The following is a 15,618-nucleotide window of genomic DNA, read 5'->3' as shown; positions in this document are numbered from 1 at the left end:
AATGACACAGCTAACAATTGCGATGCCAAAAGGGCGTATTTTTGAAGAAGCTTATGAAATGTTGCTGGAGGCTGGTTTTAACCTTCCTGAAGAAGTGGAAATGTCGCGTAAACTTATGATTGAAATACCTGAGGAAAACATTAGCTTTATTTTAGCGAAACCGATGGACGTACCGGTTTATGTCGAGCATGGGGTTGCGGATATTGGAATTGCGGGTAAAGATGTTTTACTTGAGCAGCGCCGAACTGTCCATGAGCTGCTCGATTTGAAAATTAGCGAATGCTATATCGCTTCAGCAGGTTTACCGAACACAACGATTAACGAAATTGCGCCGCGTATTGCGACGAAGTATCCGAATATTGCGATGAAGTACTATAAAGGGATCGGCGAGCAGGTCGAGATTATTGAGCTGAACGGATCGATTGAACTGGCACCGATGATTGGCCTGGCCGATCGCATTGTCGATATCGTTTCAACGGGTCGTACATTGAAGGAAAACGGCTTAGTGGAATATGAACATATTGCCGAAGTTTCATCCCGTTTAATCGCGAATCCTGTAAGCTATCGCATGAAGAGTGACCGCATTCAAGATTTAGTAACACGCTTGAAAAAATGTGTGAAATAAGAGGGGCCAACGAGATGAAAATAACAATTTTGGATAACGATATTTCTTTAAAACGCCAACTCGAGCAAGGCAATGAACAGCAGCTGCAAACGGTACGTGAAGTTATACAGGATGTGCGTACAAAAGGTGATGCGGCGATTAAATATTACAGTGAAAAGTGGGACGGCTTTGCACCGGAAAATTTACGCGTAGCTGAAAGTGAAATCGTTGAAGCGGTTAAAAATTTTGATTCGCAATTATACGGCGATTTACAGGAAGCAGCAGATAATATTTATCGCTATCATAGTGAACAAAAACGTACCGGATTCCGGTTGCCACTAGAAGACGGGTCATATTTAGGACAACGGATTACACCGCTTGATGCAGTTGGATTGTATGTACCTGGCGGATCTGCAGCCTATCCTTCTTCTGTATTAATGAATGTCATCCCGGCGCAAGTTGCGGGAGTAAAACGCATTGTCATTACATCACCTGCAGGAAATGACGGGAAATTGCCGGAAGCTGTACTCGTTGCAGCACATATTTTAGGTGTGACGGAAATTTATAAAGTAGGCGGTGCACAGGCGATTGCTGCATTAGCATACGGAACGGAAACGATTGCCCCGGTAGATAAAATTACAGGTCCGGGCAATATATTCGTAGCATTGGCGAAGCGTGAAGTATTCGGTGAAGTGGCAATTGATATGATTGCCGGTCCATCTGAAATTTGTATTTTAGCGGATGAAAGTGCATATGCCGATGAAATTGCTGCTGACCTGCTATCACAGGCAGAGCATGATACTTTAGCTTGTGCTGTCCTGATTACAACAAGCGATGACTTGGCGGATGCAGTGGCAGATCAGGTCGAGATTCAATTATCAAAATTACCGCGACAGTCGATTGCACGAAAATCGATTGAAAACTTCGGTCATATTTACGTAGCGGAATCCATTAAAGATGCGGTACGTGCTGTCAATTCATTGGCACCTGAACATTTGGAAGTCATTACGGAAAATGCTGAAAAGGTTTCGGAAATGATTACACATGCCGGTGCGATTTTTATCGGCCGTTATAGCTCGGAGCCGGTAGGAGATTACTTTGCAGGCACGAATCACGTATTACCGACGAACTCAACAGCGCGCTTTGCAAGTGGCTTAAATGTCGATGATTTTATTAAGCGCACGAGCGTTGTTTATTATAGCGAAAAAACTTGGCAACAAAATGCGCCGAAGATTGCGCGTCTTGCACGACTTGAAGGGTTGGAAGGACATGCAAGAGCGGTAGAATCGCGCGGCTGGGATAAAGGAGAAGAATAATGACACGTTTTGCAAAAATCAATCGCGATACAAATGAAACAAAAATTAAAGTAGAGCTCAACTTGGACGGTACAGGTCAAGCCGACATTAAAACAGGTGTTGGCTTTATGGACCATATGCTCGATCTATTTATCAAGCATGGATTGTTTGACGGCAAAATACTGGCGGACGGGGATACATGGATTGATGATCACCATACGACAGAGGATATCGGAATTGTGTTAGGACAAGCATTCCGTGAAGCGTTAGGCGATAAAAAAGGAATTAAACGCTACGGTACTGCATTTGTACCGATGGACGATGCGTTAGCACAAGTTGTCGTTGACTGCTCAAACCGTCCGCATTTGGAATACCGCGTTACACCGGAACTCAATGCGAAAGTAGGCAACTTTGATACAGAGCTTGTCCATGAGTTTTTATGGAAGTTTGCATTGGAAGCACGCATTAACCTGCATGTCATCGTTCCTTACGGCCATAATACACACCATATTATTGAAGCGATTTTTAAAGCAACGGCACGTGCATTGGATGCAGCGATTGAAATCGACCCACGTGTAAAAGGTGTGCCATCAACAAAGGGGCTGTTAACGTGAAGATAGGTGTATTAGATTATGGAATGGGCAATCTGTTTAGTGTCGAACAGGCATTAAAGCGATTGGATGTACAAGTAATTGTTTCAAGCGATACTGAACAGTTGGAAGCGGCAGATGCTTATGTTCTGCCGGGTGTAGGTGCATTTCCGGATGCGATGAAACGCCTGGAAGAAACGGGGCTCATCGATTTTATTAAAACGACGAAAAAGCCGTTGCTTGGCATTTGCCTTGGGATGCAGCTGATGTTTGAAGAAAGCGATGAAGTGGCGCAAACGAAAGGTCTTGGCATATTCAATGGACGTATTCAGCGCTTTACTGATGTTACACGCATTCCGCATATGGGCTGGAATGAGCTGAAATTAAACCAAACACCAGCGTGGTTAAACAATGAAGCCTTGCCGCAAGAACGCCATGTCTACTTTGTTCACTCGTACTATGCGAGCGGCATCTATGAAATGGAGCTGATCGCCTCAGCTGATTATGAGCACGTACAAGTACCGGGCATCGTGGCAAAAGATAATTTTACAGGTATGCAGTTCCATCCAGAAAAGTCAGGGCCGTTTGGTGTGTATTTATTGACGGCTTGGACACAGGGAGTGAAAGAGGGCGTATGTTAACAAAACGAATTATTCCATGTCTTGACGTGAAAGAAGGACGTGTTGTAAAAGGGGTACAGTTTGTAGAATTGCGTGATGCAGGCGATCCTGTAGAGTTAGCTAAATTTTATGATGAGCAAGGCGCCGATGAGCTTGTATTTCTTGATATTTCCGCTTCGCATGAAGGTCGGGAAACGATGGTCGATGTTGTCCGTCAAACGGCAGCAACATTGGCGATTCCGTTTACAGTAGGCGGCGGCATTCGAACAATCGATGATATGAAGCGTATTTTACGTGCGGGTGCCGATAAAGTATCGGTCAACACTTCTGCACTGGAACGCCCGCAGCTTATTAAAGAAGGTGCGGATTACTTTGGGGCACAATGTATCGTTTGTGCGATCGATGCGAGGTACAGTGAAGAAGACGGAACATGGATGGTATATACACATGGTGGCCGCAATAAAACGACATGGAAAGCAGTCGATTGGGCAAAAGAAGCGGTACGTCTAGGTGCCGGGGAAATTCTTCTTACATCGATGAATCAGGACGGCGAGAAATCAGGTTTTGACCTGGCATTAACAAAGGCGGTACGTGATGCGGTAACAGTTCCTGTCATCGCGAGCGGCGGGGCAGGGAATGCCGAACACTTCCGTGAAGTATTGCAGGATGTTGATACAGATGCCGCATTAGCAGCGAGTATTTTCCACTATAAAGAAACGAGCGTAGCAGAAGTGAAAAGCTACTTAAAAGAAAAAGGGGTTCGTGTACGATGAACGTAAAATTTAATGAACAAGGCTTAATTACAGCTGTAGTACAAGATGCACAGTCAAAAGAAGTATTAACAGTAGCTTATATGAACGAAGAGTCGCTCCAAAAAACGATTGAAACGAATGAAACTTGGTTTTATTCACGTTCTCGACAGGAGCTTTGGCATAAAGGCGCAACGAGCGGCAACACGCAAAAAGTAGTTTCGATCAAAACAGACTGTGACAAGGATGCACTTGTAATTGAAGTCATTCCAGCTGGTCCGGCTTGTCATAACGGAACAACTTCATGCTTTACTGAAAGCTTGGTGGAAAACGAACGTCCAGGCTCTGTCGCAATTCTTCCGCAGCTTGTAGAAGTGATTAAACAACGTGAAATCGATATGCCTGAAGGGGCGTACACAACGTATTTATTCGATAAAGGAATCGATAAAATCTGTAAAAAAGTCGGCGAAGAGGCTACAGAAGTTGTCATCGGTGCGAAAAACCGCGATGCAGAAGAAGTGAAATGGGAATCGGCAGATCTTCTTTATCACTTATTAGTATTGCTTCAAGAGCAAAAAGTCGATGTTTATGAAGTGCTGGATGTATTGCAAAAACGTCATGAAGGAAAGAAGCAATAACAACTGGAAAATTAACGCCGCTTTGTCAGACGTGTTTTTAGTACATATGTGCCGAATATGCTATAATAGTAAGAATTGATTAAGGGACCACACCTGTGCGTTCCTTATTTCTTTGTTTACAAACAAATGACCTGCGTATTTGATGATATAGAATGTATTGAACGGAATGACTCGGAGGAATATTATTGGAAAATAAACGTTTAAAACCAAAAGCTACTAATGTCGTGTCGTTTGTTCCGAATGGTGATTATTATTACAAGAAAGCTTTAAAGGCAATAGAACGAGACGAAATGGATAAAGCATATAAATTTATAAAGCGTGCGGCGGATTTAAGTCCGGATGATGCGCATGTGTTACTACAGTACGGAATACTTGAAATGGAACTGCAAAATTTTGAGCATGCATATGAGTTGATTCACACAGCCTATAGTTTAGAGCCGAATGAATCCGAAATCATTTTCATGCTGGCGGAAGTGTCGGGCTGTATCGGTCATATTGCGGATGCCCAAAAATACGCAGCACAATATTTAGAAATGGAACCTAATGGCACATATACGGAAGACGCCTCTGAAATATTGGAGTTTGTCGACTATGTGGGCGAAGAAATGGATGACATGGACGAATTTGATGGGGCGAAGCATGTGGCACAGGAAAAGGCCCGCCGTTCTATGGAGCAGGGAGACTTTAAGACGGCAATCGAAATGCTGGAGCAACTCATTGAAGAGTATCCTGACCTTTGGAATGCCTATAATAACCTGGCTTTAGCTTATTTTTATGTCGGAGACGCAGAACAGGCACGCGCACTTTTATATCGAGTGCTGCGTGAAAACAAAGGCAATCTTCATGCACTTTGCAATTTGGCCGTATTTGCGTATTACGAAAAAAACAGTGAAGAGCTGAACGAACTGGTCGGTTTATTGAAGAAAATCCAACCGTTCGATTGGGAAAACCGTTATAAGCTCGGTGCGACATTTGCGTTAATCGGGCAATATGAAGAGGCCTATAAATGGCTGCGTTCTATGAGTAAAAAAGGCTATGATGGAGAGCCTGGCTTTTATTTCTGGCTTGCCCAGTCAGCCTACTTCTCAGGACATGAATCAATTGCAAAAGAAGCGTGGAAAATGCTTATCCAGCTGGATCCATCAAAAGAAGGGATGGAACCGTGGGTAAATGGTGAAGGTTCTATTTTACGGAATTCCGCGGAAAATCACCGTGACTTCATCATTCGTCAACTAACAGATGAGCATCAATCAAGCCGATTATTTGGCATGTTTTTATTGAAGCGGTCTGCACATAAGCAAGAGATTGTTGCACACCCATCTCTTTTAAATGTCTCGAATTTTACGGCTATCGAAAAGCTTTGTCTGGCGTATGCACTGGATTATGATTTCAGCAACGGCAGCAAGGAAGAACAGCAATTCCTGCGCTTCATGGAAGTTGCCGAACTGATTACAGAAACGAATGAATCGATTTCATTGGAAGTGGCGCAAGTGTTAAGTACATGGTTTGCACTTGGGGAAATCGCATTCGAACAAGGCTATTCGTTTAAAAATCGCTCGGCGCTTGCTGCTGCTGTTGAATACTCGTTCCATACGGCATTGGAAAACAAAGTGACGAAAAAAGCAGTTGCGGGTAAATATAATATTTCGACTGCAACATTATCGAAATACAATGATGAATTATATGAATTTGTACCATCGGACTTTGAATAGGCAGTATATTTGTATTTATCCAAGCAATCTTATACGATAAAAATATATAAAAGGTATACGCAAGAGGAGGATCTTCATGTCAGAAGAAAAAATTTATGATGTAGTCATTATCGGAGCAGGTCCAGCAGGTATGACAGCTGCGGTATATGCATCACGCGCTAACTTATCAACATTAATGATTGAACGTGGGATTCCCGGCGGACAAATGGCAAATACAGAAGCAGTGGAAAACTACCCTGGTTTCGATACAATTTTAGGGCCTGAGCTATCTACAAAAATGTTTGAGCATGCGAAAAAATTCGGTGCTGAATATGCTTACGGTGATGTAAATGAAATCATCGACGGTGAAGAATATAAAATTATCGTTTCAGGTAAAAAACAATATAAAACACGTACAATTATCATTACAACTGGTGCAGAATACAAAAAACTGGGCATTCCTGGCGAAACAGAACTTGGCGGCCGCGGTGTAAGTTACTGTGCTGTATGTGATGGCGCATTCTTCAAACAAAAGAACCTTATCGTAATCGGTGGGGGAGACTCTGCTGTTGAAGAAGGTGTTTACTTAACACGCTTTGCGGATAAAGTAACAATCGTACATCGTCGCGATAAGCTTCGTGCACAAAAGATTTTACAAGACCGTGCATTTGCCAATGAAAAAGTAGACTTCATCTGGAATTCAACTGTAAAAGAAATTCATGAAGTTGACGGTAAAGTAGGCAAAGTGACGTTAGCTTCAACAGTTGACGGTTCAGAATCAGCAGTGGAAACAGATGGCGTATTCGTATATGTCGGCATGCTTCCATTAACAGCGCCATTTGCTTCACTGAATATTTTAAATGAAGCAGGCTATATCGTAACAAACGAAAAAATGGAAACTGCTATTCCAGGTATTTATGCAGCGGGCGATGTTCGTGAAAAAATGCTTCGTCAAATTGTAACAGCTACAGGCGACGGCAGTATTGCAGCTCAATCAGCTCAACATTACGTGGAAGAAATAAAAGAAAAAATAAATCAATAATTCTTTAACATAAATGTAATCATATCGTTACAAAATAAGGGTATACTAAAAGTGGAATTTGTTTTAACCCCCTTATATTTTTATCCTAAGGTTGTTTCAAGCGGTTTACGCTGAAGCAACCTCTTTTTTTGTGGCTTTCCGGCATAAATGTTGACATTATAAATGAAACGCTTGCTTTTACTGAATGCATAGGACAAGGTATAATAGAAATAAGCTTTAGAAAAACACAATTTGCGTCACATAGCGAAATTGTGTCTTTACTTATGTGGAATTTGTGAAATATTATATATTCACTTATCCATTAAATGAAAAAGTTGAGGTGTTGTGTATGCAACGTATTACAAATTTACTCGCTATTAAAGATGGTCAAGTATTATTGCTGCAAAAGCCGAGAAGAGGCTGGTTTGTGGCACCGGGTGGGAAAATGGAGCCAGGAGAGTCCATCTATGACTCCGCTATACGCGAATTTCAGGAAGAGACGAATCTAACACCAAAAGACGTTCATTTAAAAGGCGTATATACAATGGTTATTAAAAATGGAGATACAGTCGTCGATGAGTGGATGCTGTACACATTTATTGCAACAGATGTTGAAGGAACACCATTTGTCGAAACACGGGAAGGCGTTTTAGGCTGGTATGAAATTGATCGTTTAAAGGATCTTCCGATGGCAGCAGGTGACCGTACGAATTTATTATTTGCAGCATTAAATAAAGGTACGCAATATGGTACATTTGAATATACAGAGGATTTTGAGCTGATTAGCGAAAAAATTCAAAACTCGACGGAACAAAACTAGAGGAGATGAAATAAGTGGCTAGTTCGAGCTATACACATGAGTTAGTTATTATTACAGGAATGTCAGGGGCGGGCAAAACGGTAGCAGTTCAAAGTTTTGAGGATTTAGGTTATTACTGTGTAGATAATTTACCTCCGGAGCTTTTAACTACTTTTTTAGCGCTAATGAAGGGTTCCGAAAAAAAGATTTCACGTATGGCAGTTGTCATGGATTTACGTGGGAGAGAATTTTTTGGCTCATTGATCGAATCGCTCGACGCACTACTGGACGAAGAAGATATTTTACTCCGTATTTTATTTTTAGAATCCGATGATGCCACATTAGTTCGCCGCTATAAAGAATCCCGCCGATCACATCCGCTTGCACCTCAGGGATTACCGCTGGAAGGGATTCAATTGGAGCGCGAATTGCTCTCAGAAGTAAAAGGGCGCGCCAAATCAATCGTCAATACTTCCAAGTTAAAGCCACGCGAATTACGTGAACGTATCGCCCAGGAATTCAGCAATATGAGCAGCCCTACGTTTTCACTAAACATTATGTCATTTGGATTTAAGCATGGGCTGCCGATTGATGCTGATTTAGTATTCGATGTCCGTTTTTTAAAAAACCCTTACTATGTTGAAGAATTGCGCCCTAAAACAGGGCTGCAAACAGAAGTTTCCTCTTACGTACTGGCAACGGAAGAAACACAACAGTTAATAGCCAAACTGACTGACTTGTTCACATTCATGATTCCCCATTACCGTAATGAAGGCAAATCACAGCTTGTCATCGCTTTCGGCTGTACGGGCGGGCAACATCGCTCCGTTACACTTGCTGAATACTTCGGGAAGCTATTGGCAAAAAATGATCAAGTCATCGTTACACATAGAGATATCAATCATAGGAAGGATTGATGAAATGAAAAAAAAGAGAACAAGAATCGTCGTAATTGGCGGAGGGACAGGCCTTTCTACAATTTTACGCGGTTTAAAGCAACATCCTTTTGATATAACGGCCATCGTCACGGTTGCAGATGACGGTGGCTCTTCCGGGCGTTTGCGGGATGACTATGATATCCCGCCGCCAGGAGATGTGCGAAATGTAATTGCCGCACTTTCAGACGTAGAGCCGTTAGTAGAGCAAATGTTCCAATATCGCTTTTCTCAATCAAACGATTTAGGCGGTCATTCGCTCGGGAATTTAATGTTGACGGCTTTAACGGAAATTACAGGTGATTTTAACCATGCGATTGCTGAAATGAGCAAAGTACTGAATGTGCACGGAAAGGTCATTCCAGCAGCGAATAAAAAGGTTACATTACATGCCGAATTAGCTGATGGGTCAGACATTATAGGCGAGTCGAAAATTCCATCAGGCCATGCACCGATTAAACGGGTATACTTGGAGCCTAGTAATCTAAAACCTTTACCTGCTGCAGTTCATGCGATTGAACGGGCAGATTTTATTTTGATTGGACCTGGAAGCCTTTATACGAGCATCATTCCGAATTTGTTAGTTAAAGGGATCGGGCAGGCAGTTATTCGTGCTAAAGGTGAAAAGATTTACATTGCGAATTTAATGACACAGCAAGGTGAAACGAGAAACTTTACTGCTTCAAAACATATTGAAGCAATCCATGAACATGTCGGAGAAGAATTTATCCAATCGGTACTGATCAATGAAAAGGAGCTGCCTCCTTCGATTTACGAAAATTACCGTGAAGAAAATGCCGAACCTGTAAAGTTTGATATTGAAAGACTTCAAGAAATGGGCATTAATATTATTCCAAAAGAGATTGCACTTATTGAAAATGGAACAGTACGTCATGATGCGGTAAATCTCGCTGAATGGCTTTGTGAATATACATTACAGAAAAAACAAACGATGCAAGAATAGTAGTATGAAAGAAACGCTACATAGGTTGCTAGGAAAGGGGGAGCGAATCCATGTCATTTGCATCTGAAACTAAGAAAGAACTGACGCAAGTAGAAGCCGGTGATAGCAGTTTAAAGGCTGAAGTATCTGCCCTTATACGGATGAACGGTTCGTTGAGCTTTGCAAATCGGCAATTGAGCTTAGACGTACAAACAGAAAATGCGGCAATCGCACGTCGGCTTTATACAATTGTAAAGAAGCTTTATCCATATAATGTCGAGTTGCTTGTTCGAAAAAAGATGCGTCTTAAAAAGAACAATGTGTATATATGCCGTGTTCGAGAAGGCGCACGGGAAATTCTTGCGGATTTAGAAATTGTCTCAAATTCATTTGAGTTTAATCATACAATCGCCAAATCAATCATACCGAAAGAAAATGAACGCCGTGCTTATTTACGTGGTGCCTTTTTGGCGGGAGGGTCGGTGAACAATCCGGAAACCTCTTCCTACCATTTGGAGATTTATTCTTTATATAAGGAGCACGGGGAAGCGTTGGCAGAGCTGATGAACCGATACGATTTAAATGCGAAAACGATCGAACGTAAAAAAGGCTTTGTAACGTATTTGAAAGAAGCCGAAAAGATTTCGGATTTTATGAATTTAGTCGGTGCTGTACAGGCAATGCTGAAGTTTGAGGATGTACGGATTATAAGAGATATGCGTAACAGTGTGAATCGTATCGTAAACTGTGAAACAGCCAACTTAAACAAAACAATAGGCGCGGCGTTGCGGCAAGTGGAAAATATCCGCTATATTGATAATGCGGTAGGTCTTGATCAACTGCCGGAAAAACTGCGTGAAATAGCACGTCTTCGTGTGGAATATCAGGACGTGACGTTAAAAGAGCTCGGTGAAATGGTTTCAACTGGCGTCGTAAGTAAATCAGGCGTCAATCATCGTCTGCGCAAAATCGATGAAATCGCGGATGCGCTCCGTCGTGGAGAGAGTATTTAAATTCACATAAAGGTACGGAGCAAGTACGTCGAGGCGTAAAAGAAAAAATTGGTAAAGATTTCATAAAAGATGTTTCCAATTGTTGTTCTTTTCGGACAATTTCGTTAAGATAAACTTAGAAGCGATGAACGGTTGTGAAAGGGAGTATTTCAACATGATTGAAAAACAAGTAGAAGTAAAGTTAAAATCGGGCCTACAGGCAAGACAGGCCGCTTTGTTCGTCCAAGAGGCGAATCGTTATAAAGCAGACGTCTTTTTAGAAAAAGGTACGAAAAAAGTAAATGCAAAGTCGATCATGGGTATTATGAGCCTAGCTGTTGCAAAAGGCACAGTTGTCACATTATGGGCAGACGGCCATGACGAAGAAAAAGCAATCGACGCACTACAACTTCTAATTGAAAAATCGGATTAAAACAAAAGGGCTAGAACATAATCCAAAAACCCATTTTCCTCTGTGAGAAAAATGGGTTTTTTTGCTGTGAGTAAAAATTGATTTCCATTCCGGGACGCTTTCCTCGGGCACGGCGTGGGGCCAACAAGATGTTGGTCACAAAAGCGTTGCCACAGGACGTGGCGCTATTAGCTTTTGTTCCTAAGTCTCAGGCGTCGGTGCTCCTGCCGCTTCGCTTTCGTCGCAAAATAAATTTTGCTGTTCCCGCAGGAAGCTCTGCTTGTAGCCAACAGCTACGCTCGCCCTCCATTCCAATCAATTTTATTAAATTATCCACTTCTTACTAAGAATTTTTTAGTTCTCCAATTAAATTTCAACTTTTGTCTCACTTACTATTTTGAACACAAAAAAGCATACAAGATGAATCTTGTATGCTTGAATGGATCGATTATTTTAATTGGTTACGCTCATAAATTTTATCGATAAGACCGTACTCTAATGCTTGCTCTGCAGACATGAAGTTGTCACGATCTGTGTCGCGTGCCAACGTTTCGTAATCTTGGCCACTGTTTTCAGCCATGATGCGGTTTAATTTTTCACGTAAGTGTAAAATACGTTTTGCAGCGATTTCGATTTCTGTTGCTTGACCTTGTGCTCCGCCAAGTGGTTGGTGAATCATTACTTCTGCGTTTGGTAATGCAACGCGCTTGCCTTTTGCACCAGCAGAAAGCAGGAATGCACCCATTGAAGCAGCCATACCGATACAGATTGTTGATACATCAGGCTTGATGAAGTTCATCGTATCGTAGATTGCCATACCTGAAGTGATAGAGCCACCTGGTGAGTTGATATACAGGTAGATGTCTTTATCTGGATCTTCAGCTTCTAAAAATAATAGCTGTGCTACGATTGAGTTCGCAACATTATCGTCAATCCCACTACCTAATAAAATGATGCGGTCTTTAAGTAAACGTGAATAAATGTCATATGCACGTTCGCCGCGGTTTGTTTGTTCAATAACTGTAGGAATTAAGTTCATTGAAAAATCCTCCCTTTGTTAAAGCTTATATTCGATTACTTTTGCTGAAATTGACAAATATTTCAGCTGTAAACCTATCATACACGTATTAGTCAGTTATGGTCAAATATAAACTCTGATTTTTACAGTTGAAAATAAGGGGTTCCATCTGTATAATGAAAAAAGTTGCTCATATTCTTATTTATATGTCCTCGTGGTGTAATGGATAACACTTCAGATTCCGGTTCTGAGGCTGGGGGTTCGATTCCCTCCGAGGGCGCTTTCTTTTTAAAGATTATTATTGACCAGCATGAAGTAAAAATAATCTTTCTCTTCCATTTTTCTACAGTTTAATTTTGACGCTACACTATAAGTTTCCGAAACTAATCTAATTTAAACGCTCTTCATCTAAAAAATAAAATTTCTTTATAAAAAAGTACATTTCCTACTTGAAATATATGTAGAAAATTAGTACATTATTAAATGTTGTGTTTTATAAAACTAGTTAGATAGACCATACTATCATGTCCTTTAGGGGCACCATTTTACTGTTTTAATATACGTTTCAATATCAATTGCAAAAATCATCTGAGGTTTTTTTGCAATAGAGAATGAAGTTTTAGTAGGATAAAAAGAATCACTGTACCGGTTCTTTTTATCCTTCATTCGTTCTCTAATTAAATAATAATTTCAAGACTGCATGAGAGGAATTTCCTCTTGTGCAGTTTTTTTAATTCAGTTAAAAATTACCCAACTGATTAACATATATTATAAAAAACAGGGAATATATGTAATGAAACGTGAGTCTTTTTAAGAGGGGATACAATAATGAAATAGCAATCGAGTGAATAAATATTAAATTATATGCAAATATACCGTCAATTTTGTTATATTAATTCATCATACTGCAATAATAATCAATTTTTTAAAAATTAAATGTTGTATATTAATTGTGGAATTAATATAATTGAACATGTTATTAACAAAAAAACTACTACATCCAGGAGGATATTCATAATGAGTACTAGAAAACTATTTAAATGGGCAGCACCTTTAGCGGCAGCTTCAATGATTTTAACAGCGTGTGGAGCGGACGAAACTTCATCAACAGGTGATAAAGAATATAAGAAAATTGTTGCAGGTACAGAAGCTACATATGCACCATTTGAATACTTAGATGATAAAGGTAATGTCGTCGGATTAGATTCAGAGATTTTAGCAGCGATCGGCGAAGAGATGGGCATTGAAACAGAAGTGAAGAATGTAGGCTGGGACTCAATGATGAGCCAAGTAACAACTGGTGAAGTGGATATGGGTGCAGCGGCTATTACAATTACAGATGAGCGTAAAGAATCATATGATTTTACAGACCCTTATTATGAAGCGACTTTATTGATCGTGACAAAAGAAGGTTCAACAGTTGCATCGTTAGAAGATATTAAAGACAAAAAAATCGCGGTGCAAATTAATACGACAGGTCATATCGCAGCACAGGAACTTCAAGGTGTTGCAAGCTCGAAAATTTTGGCATATGAAAACTTCTCTGTTGCTTTAACAGAAGTACTGACAGGTGCAGCAGATGCCGCTATCGGTGATAATGCAGTAATTTTAGATTACCTTGAAAACAATCCTGATTCAGGCTTAAAAGCGGTAGAAGATACTTCATTTGAGAAAGACTACTTCGGCTTTATGGTGAAAAAGGGCAACAAAGAGCTATTGGATATTTTAAATGAAGGTCTTCAAAAAATTAAAGATAACGGCAAGTTAGCTGAAATTACAGGTACGGAAATCGAATAAGCTACATTTTAATTTATTGGAGGGTTTCAGATGGATTTTTTAGATTTTTTCCGTTGGGATATAATCTGGAACTACCGTGAACTATATGCAAAAGGACTTTGGGCGACTATTGTTTTAACAGCATGTGGTTATATTGGTGGTATCATATTCGGTCTAGTTTTAGGATTAGGCCAAGTTTCAACAAAAAAATGGATTTACTGGCCGGCTAAAATATATGTCGACGTATTCCGTGGTACGCCAATGCTCGTACAATTATTATTAATTCACTTAGCTGTTATTCCAACTATTTTTGGAACATCACAAGGTTGGTGGGTATCGGGTATTGTCGGCCTGATTTTAAACAGTGCCGCATACAATGCGGAAATTTTCCGTGCAGGGATCCAGTCGATCGACAAAGGGCAAATGGAAGCTGCAAGGTCATTAGGGCTAACGCATAGCCAGGCAATGCGCAAAGTTATTTTACCGCAGGCGTTTCGTCGTATGATCCCACCTTTAGGGAATGAATTTATCGCATTATTAAAAGATTCTTCACTTGTAACGGTAATCGCCGGAGCCGAAATTTTATACGTAAGTAAAGTAGTAGCCGGAACGTATCAGCGTTTCTGGGAGCCGTATTTATTCGCGGCGTTCCTATACCTTGTATTGACGTATGCTGTAACAAAGCTCATTGCATTTATCGAAAAACGAGTTGATATTAATTACAACCCACGTAAGAAAAAGGAGCGCGCGTAAATGATTAAAGTAGAAAACTTACACAAGCATTTTGGCAAGCTCGAAGTGTTAAAAGGGATCGATTATGAAGTACATGAAAAAGAGGTAGTTTGTGTCATCGGGCCATCCGGTTCTGGGAAATCAACTTTTCTTCGCTGCATGAATTTGCTTGAAGAAGTAACGGATGGTGCGATCTATATTGAAGGTACTAAAATTAATGATCCGAAAACAAATATTAACGAAATCCGTACGGAAGTAGGAATGGTGTTCCAGCAGTTCAACTTATTCCCGCATATGTCTGTCATCGATAATATTACGATGGCTCCAATGCAAATTCGCCAACTGAACAAAGCCGATGCCGAGAAACTGGCACTGGAGCTATTGGATAAGGTCGGTTTGCGTGAAAAGGCATATAACTATCCGCAGCAGTTATCAGGCGGTCAGCAGCAACGTGTAGCGATTGCCCGCGCGTTGGCAATGAAGCCGAAAGTAATGTTGTTTGACGAACCAACGTCAGCCCTTGACCCGGAAATGGTTAAAGAGGTTTTGGAAGTAATGAAAAACCTTGCAAAAGAAGGTATGACAATGGTTGTCGTCACACATGAAATGGGCTTCGCGCGTGAAGTAGGCGACCGTGTACTGTTTATGGATGGTGGCTACATCGTAGAGCAAGGCCACCCGGATGAAGTATTCGGCAACCCGCAAAACGAACGTACAAAAGCCTTTTTAGGAAAAGTTCTATAAGAGAATGGAAACTATCTTCTATTATGATGCGTAGTAGAAGGTAGTTTTTTATATTGCGT

17 protein-coding genes and 1 tRNA gene are annotated in these 15,618 nt (G+C 40.8%); 17 read left to right on the top strand and 1 reads right to left on the bottom strand.

Going from position 1 to position 15,618, the window contains the following annotated elements; translation table 11 throughout:
• The first annotated feature begins 1 nt into the window (after nucleotide 1).
• The 13 genes from hisG (at nucleotide 2) to AC0VXV_RS16705 (ending at nucleotide 11,310) form a co-directional block, all read left to right on the top strand.
• Nucleotides 2–625, top strand: coding sequence for an ATP phosphoribosyltransferase (gene hisG / locus AC0VXV_RS16765; protein WP_008406420.1), 624 nt, complete (start codon nucleotides 2–4; stop codon nucleotides 623–625).
• Nucleotides 626–639: 14 nt separating this feature from the next.
• Nucleotides 640–1,920: a histidinol dehydrogenase gene (gene hisD, locus AC0VXV_RS16760; protein WP_475529341.1), complete on the top strand. Its 1,281-nt coding sequence runs from the start codon at nucleotides 640–642 to the stop codon at nucleotides 1,918–1,920.
• Nucleotides 1,920–2,513, top strand: a complete 594-nt coding sequence (gene hisB, locus AC0VXV_RS16755; RefSeq protein WP_475529340.1) for an imidazoleglycerol-phosphate dehydratase HisB — start codon at nucleotides 1,920–1,922, stop codon at nucleotides 2,511–2,513. Before hisD ends, hisB begins: the two co-directional genes overlap by 1 nt.
• On the top strand, nucleotides 2,510–3,130 hold the full coding sequence (hisH, locus tag AC0VXV_RS16750) for an imidazole glycerol phosphate synthase subunit HisH (protein ID WP_475529339.1): 621 nt from the start codon (nucleotides 2,510–2,512) through the stop codon (nucleotides 3,128–3,130). Before hisB ends, hisH begins: the two co-directional genes overlap by 4 nt.
• A complete protein-coding gene (hisF, locus tag AC0VXV_RS16745; RefSeq protein ID WP_475529338.1) occupies nucleotides 3,124–3,882 on the top strand; it encodes an imidazole glycerol phosphate synthase subunit HisF in 759 nt (252 codons plus the stop codon). Before hisH ends, hisF begins: the two co-directional genes overlap by 7 nt.
• A complete protein-coding gene (gene hisIE, locus AC0VXV_RS16740; RefSeq protein ID WP_079524440.1) occupies nucleotides 3,879–4,496 on the top strand; it encodes a bifunctional phosphoribosyl-AMP cyclohydrolase/phosphoribosyl-ATP diphosphatase HisIE in 618 nt (205 codons plus the stop codon). The genes hisF and hisIE overlap by 4 nt, the downstream gene beginning before the upstream one ends.
• 185 nt (nucleotides 4,497–4,681) lie before the next feature.
• The gene (locus AC0VXV_RS16735) at nucleotides 4,682–6,208 is read left to right on the top strand and encodes a tetratricopeptide repeat protein (protein WP_475529336.1); all 1,527 of its coding nucleotides are present in this window, start codon (nucleotides 4,682–4,684) and stop codon (nucleotides 6,206–6,208) included.
• Nucleotides 6,209–6,284: 76 nt separating this feature from the next.
• Nucleotides 6,285–7,229, top strand: coding sequence for a thioredoxin-disulfide reductase (gene trxB, locus AC0VXV_RS16730; RefSeq protein WP_475529335.1), 945 nt, complete (start codon nucleotides 6,285–6,287; stop codon nucleotides 7,227–7,229).
• A gap of 328 nt (nucleotides 7,230–7,557) precedes the next feature.
• Entirely contained in the window at nucleotides 7,558–8,028 is a 471-nt protein-coding gene (locus AC0VXV_RS16725; protein ID WP_475529333.1) for an NUDIX domain-containing protein, read from the top strand.
• Nucleotides 8,029–8,042: 14 nt separating this feature from the next.
• Nucleotides 8,043–8,924 carry an RNase adapter RapZ gene (gene rapZ, locus AC0VXV_RS16720; RefSeq protein WP_475529332.1) on the top strand — a complete coding sequence of 294 codons (882 nt, stop codon included), beginning with the start codon at nucleotides 8,043–8,045 and terminating at the stop codon, nucleotides 8,922–8,924.
• Nucleotides 8,925–8,928: 4 nt separating this feature from the next.
• The gene (locus tag AC0VXV_RS16715; RefSeq protein ID WP_475529331.1) at nucleotides 8,929–9,906 is read left to right on the top strand and encodes a gluconeogenesis factor YvcK family protein; all 978 of its coding nucleotides are present in this window, start codon (nucleotides 8,929–8,931) and stop codon (nucleotides 9,904–9,906) included.
• A gap of 50 nt (nucleotides 9,907–9,956) precedes the next feature.
• Nucleotides 9,957–10,898 carry a DNA-binding protein WhiA gene (gene whiA, locus AC0VXV_RS16710; RefSeq protein ID WP_475529330.1) on the top strand — a complete coding sequence of 314 codons (942 nt, stop codon included), beginning with the start codon at nucleotides 9,957–9,959 and terminating at the stop codon, nucleotides 10,896–10,898.
• 154 nt (nucleotides 10,899–11,052) lie between these two features.
• Nucleotides 11,053–11,310 carry an HPr family phosphocarrier protein gene (locus AC0VXV_RS16705; protein ID WP_475529329.1) on the top strand — a complete coding sequence of 86 codons (258 nt, stop codon included), beginning with the start codon at nucleotides 11,053–11,055 and terminating at the stop codon, nucleotides 11,308–11,310.
• Nucleotides 11,311–11,737: 427 nt separating this feature from the next.
• On the opposite strand, the gene clpP is transcribed toward AC0VXV_RS16705, so the two are convergent.
• Nucleotides 11,738–12,328, bottom strand: a complete 591-nt coding sequence (gene clpP, locus AC0VXV_RS16700; protein ID WP_339173403.1) for an ATP-dependent Clp endopeptidase proteolytic subunit ClpP — start codon at nucleotides 12,326–12,328, stop codon at nucleotides 11,738–11,740.
• Nucleotides 12,329–12,515: 187 nt separating this feature from the next.
• On the opposite strand from clpP, the gene AC0VXV_RS16695 reads away from it, so the two are divergent.
• From AC0VXV_RS16695 to AC0VXV_RS16680, 4 genes are all read left to right on the top strand, one after another.
• Nucleotides 12,516–12,587 (top strand) — tRNA-Arg (locus AC0VXV_RS16695).
• Between the two features lie 737 nt (nucleotides 12,588–13,324).
• Entirely contained in the window at nucleotides 13,325–14,104 is a 780-nt protein-coding gene (locus AC0VXV_RS16690) for a basic amino acid ABC transporter substrate-binding protein (protein WP_475529328.1), read from the top strand.
• A gap of 30 nt (nucleotides 14,105–14,134) precedes the next feature.
• Nucleotides 14,135–14,836 (top strand): amino acid ABC transporter permease, encoded by a 702-nt coding sequence (locus AC0VXV_RS16685; protein WP_079524430.1) that lies wholly within the window; start codon nucleotides 14,135–14,137, stop codon nucleotides 14,834–14,836.
• Nucleotides 14,837–15,559, top strand: coding sequence for an amino acid ABC transporter ATP-binding protein (locus AC0VXV_RS16680; RefSeq protein ID WP_079524429.1), 723 nt, complete (start codon nucleotides 14,837–14,839; stop codon nucleotides 15,557–15,559).
• Nucleotides 15,560–15,618 lie beyond the last annotated feature (59 nt).

It is taken from the genome of Solibacillus sp. iso_87 (genome assembly GCF_056173085.1).
This window is presented reverse-complemented; position numbering and strand designations above follow the sequence as displayed.

Excerpts from the sequence above, each read along its gene's own strand:
- hisG (WP_008406420.1), top strand. The coding sequence starts at position 2 with ATGACACAGCTAACAATTGCGATGCCAAAAGGGCGTATTTTTGAAGAA.
- hisD (WP_475529341.1), top strand. The coding sequence starts at position 640 with ATGAAAATAACAATTTTGGATAACGATATTTCTTTAAAACGCCAACTC.
- hisB (WP_475529340.1), top strand. The coding sequence starts at position 1,920 with ATGACACGTTTTGCAAAAATCAATCGCGATACAAATGAAACAAAAATT.
- hisF (WP_475529338.1), top strand. The coding sequence starts at position 3,124 with ATGTTAACAAAACGAATTATTCCATGTCTTGACGTGAAAGAAGGACGT.
- hisIE (WP_079524440.1), top strand. The coding sequence starts at position 3,879 with ATGAACGTAAAATTTAATGAACAAGGCTTAATTACAGCTGTAGTACAA.
- trxB (WP_475529335.1), top strand. The coding sequence starts at position 6,285 with ATGTCAGAAGAAAAAATTTATGATGTAGTCATTATCGGAGCAGGTCCA.
- AC0VXV_RS16725 (WP_475529333.1), top strand. The coding sequence starts at position 7,558 with ATGCAACGTATTACAAATTTACTCGCTATTAAAGATGGTCAAGTATTA.
- AC0VXV_RS16715 (WP_475529331.1), top strand. The coding sequence starts at position 8,929 with ATGAAAAAAAAGAGAACAAGAATCGTCGTAATTGGCGGAGGGACAGGC.
- whiA (WP_475529330.1), top strand. The coding sequence starts at position 9,957 with ATGTCATTTGCATCTGAAACTAAGAAAGAACTGACGCAAGTAGAAGCC.
- AC0VXV_RS16705 (WP_475529329.1), top strand. The coding sequence starts at position 11,053 with ATGATTGAAAAACAAGTAGAAGTAAAGTTAAAATCGGGCCTACAGGCA.
- clpP (WP_339173403.1), bottom strand. The coding sequence starts at position 12,328 with ATGAACTTAATTCCTACAGTTATTGAACAAACAAACCGCGGCGAACGT.
- AC0VXV_RS16690 (WP_475529328.1), top strand. The coding sequence starts at position 13,325 with ATGAGTACTAGAAAACTATTTAAATGGGCAGCACCTTTAGCGGCAGCT.
- AC0VXV_RS16685 (WP_079524430.1), top strand. The coding sequence starts at position 14,135 with ATGGATTTTTTAGATTTTTTCCGTTGGGATATAATCTGGAACTACCGT.
- AC0VXV_RS16680 (WP_079524429.1), top strand. The coding sequence starts at position 14,837 with ATGATTAAAGTAGAAAACTTACACAAGCATTTTGGCAAGCTCGAAGTG.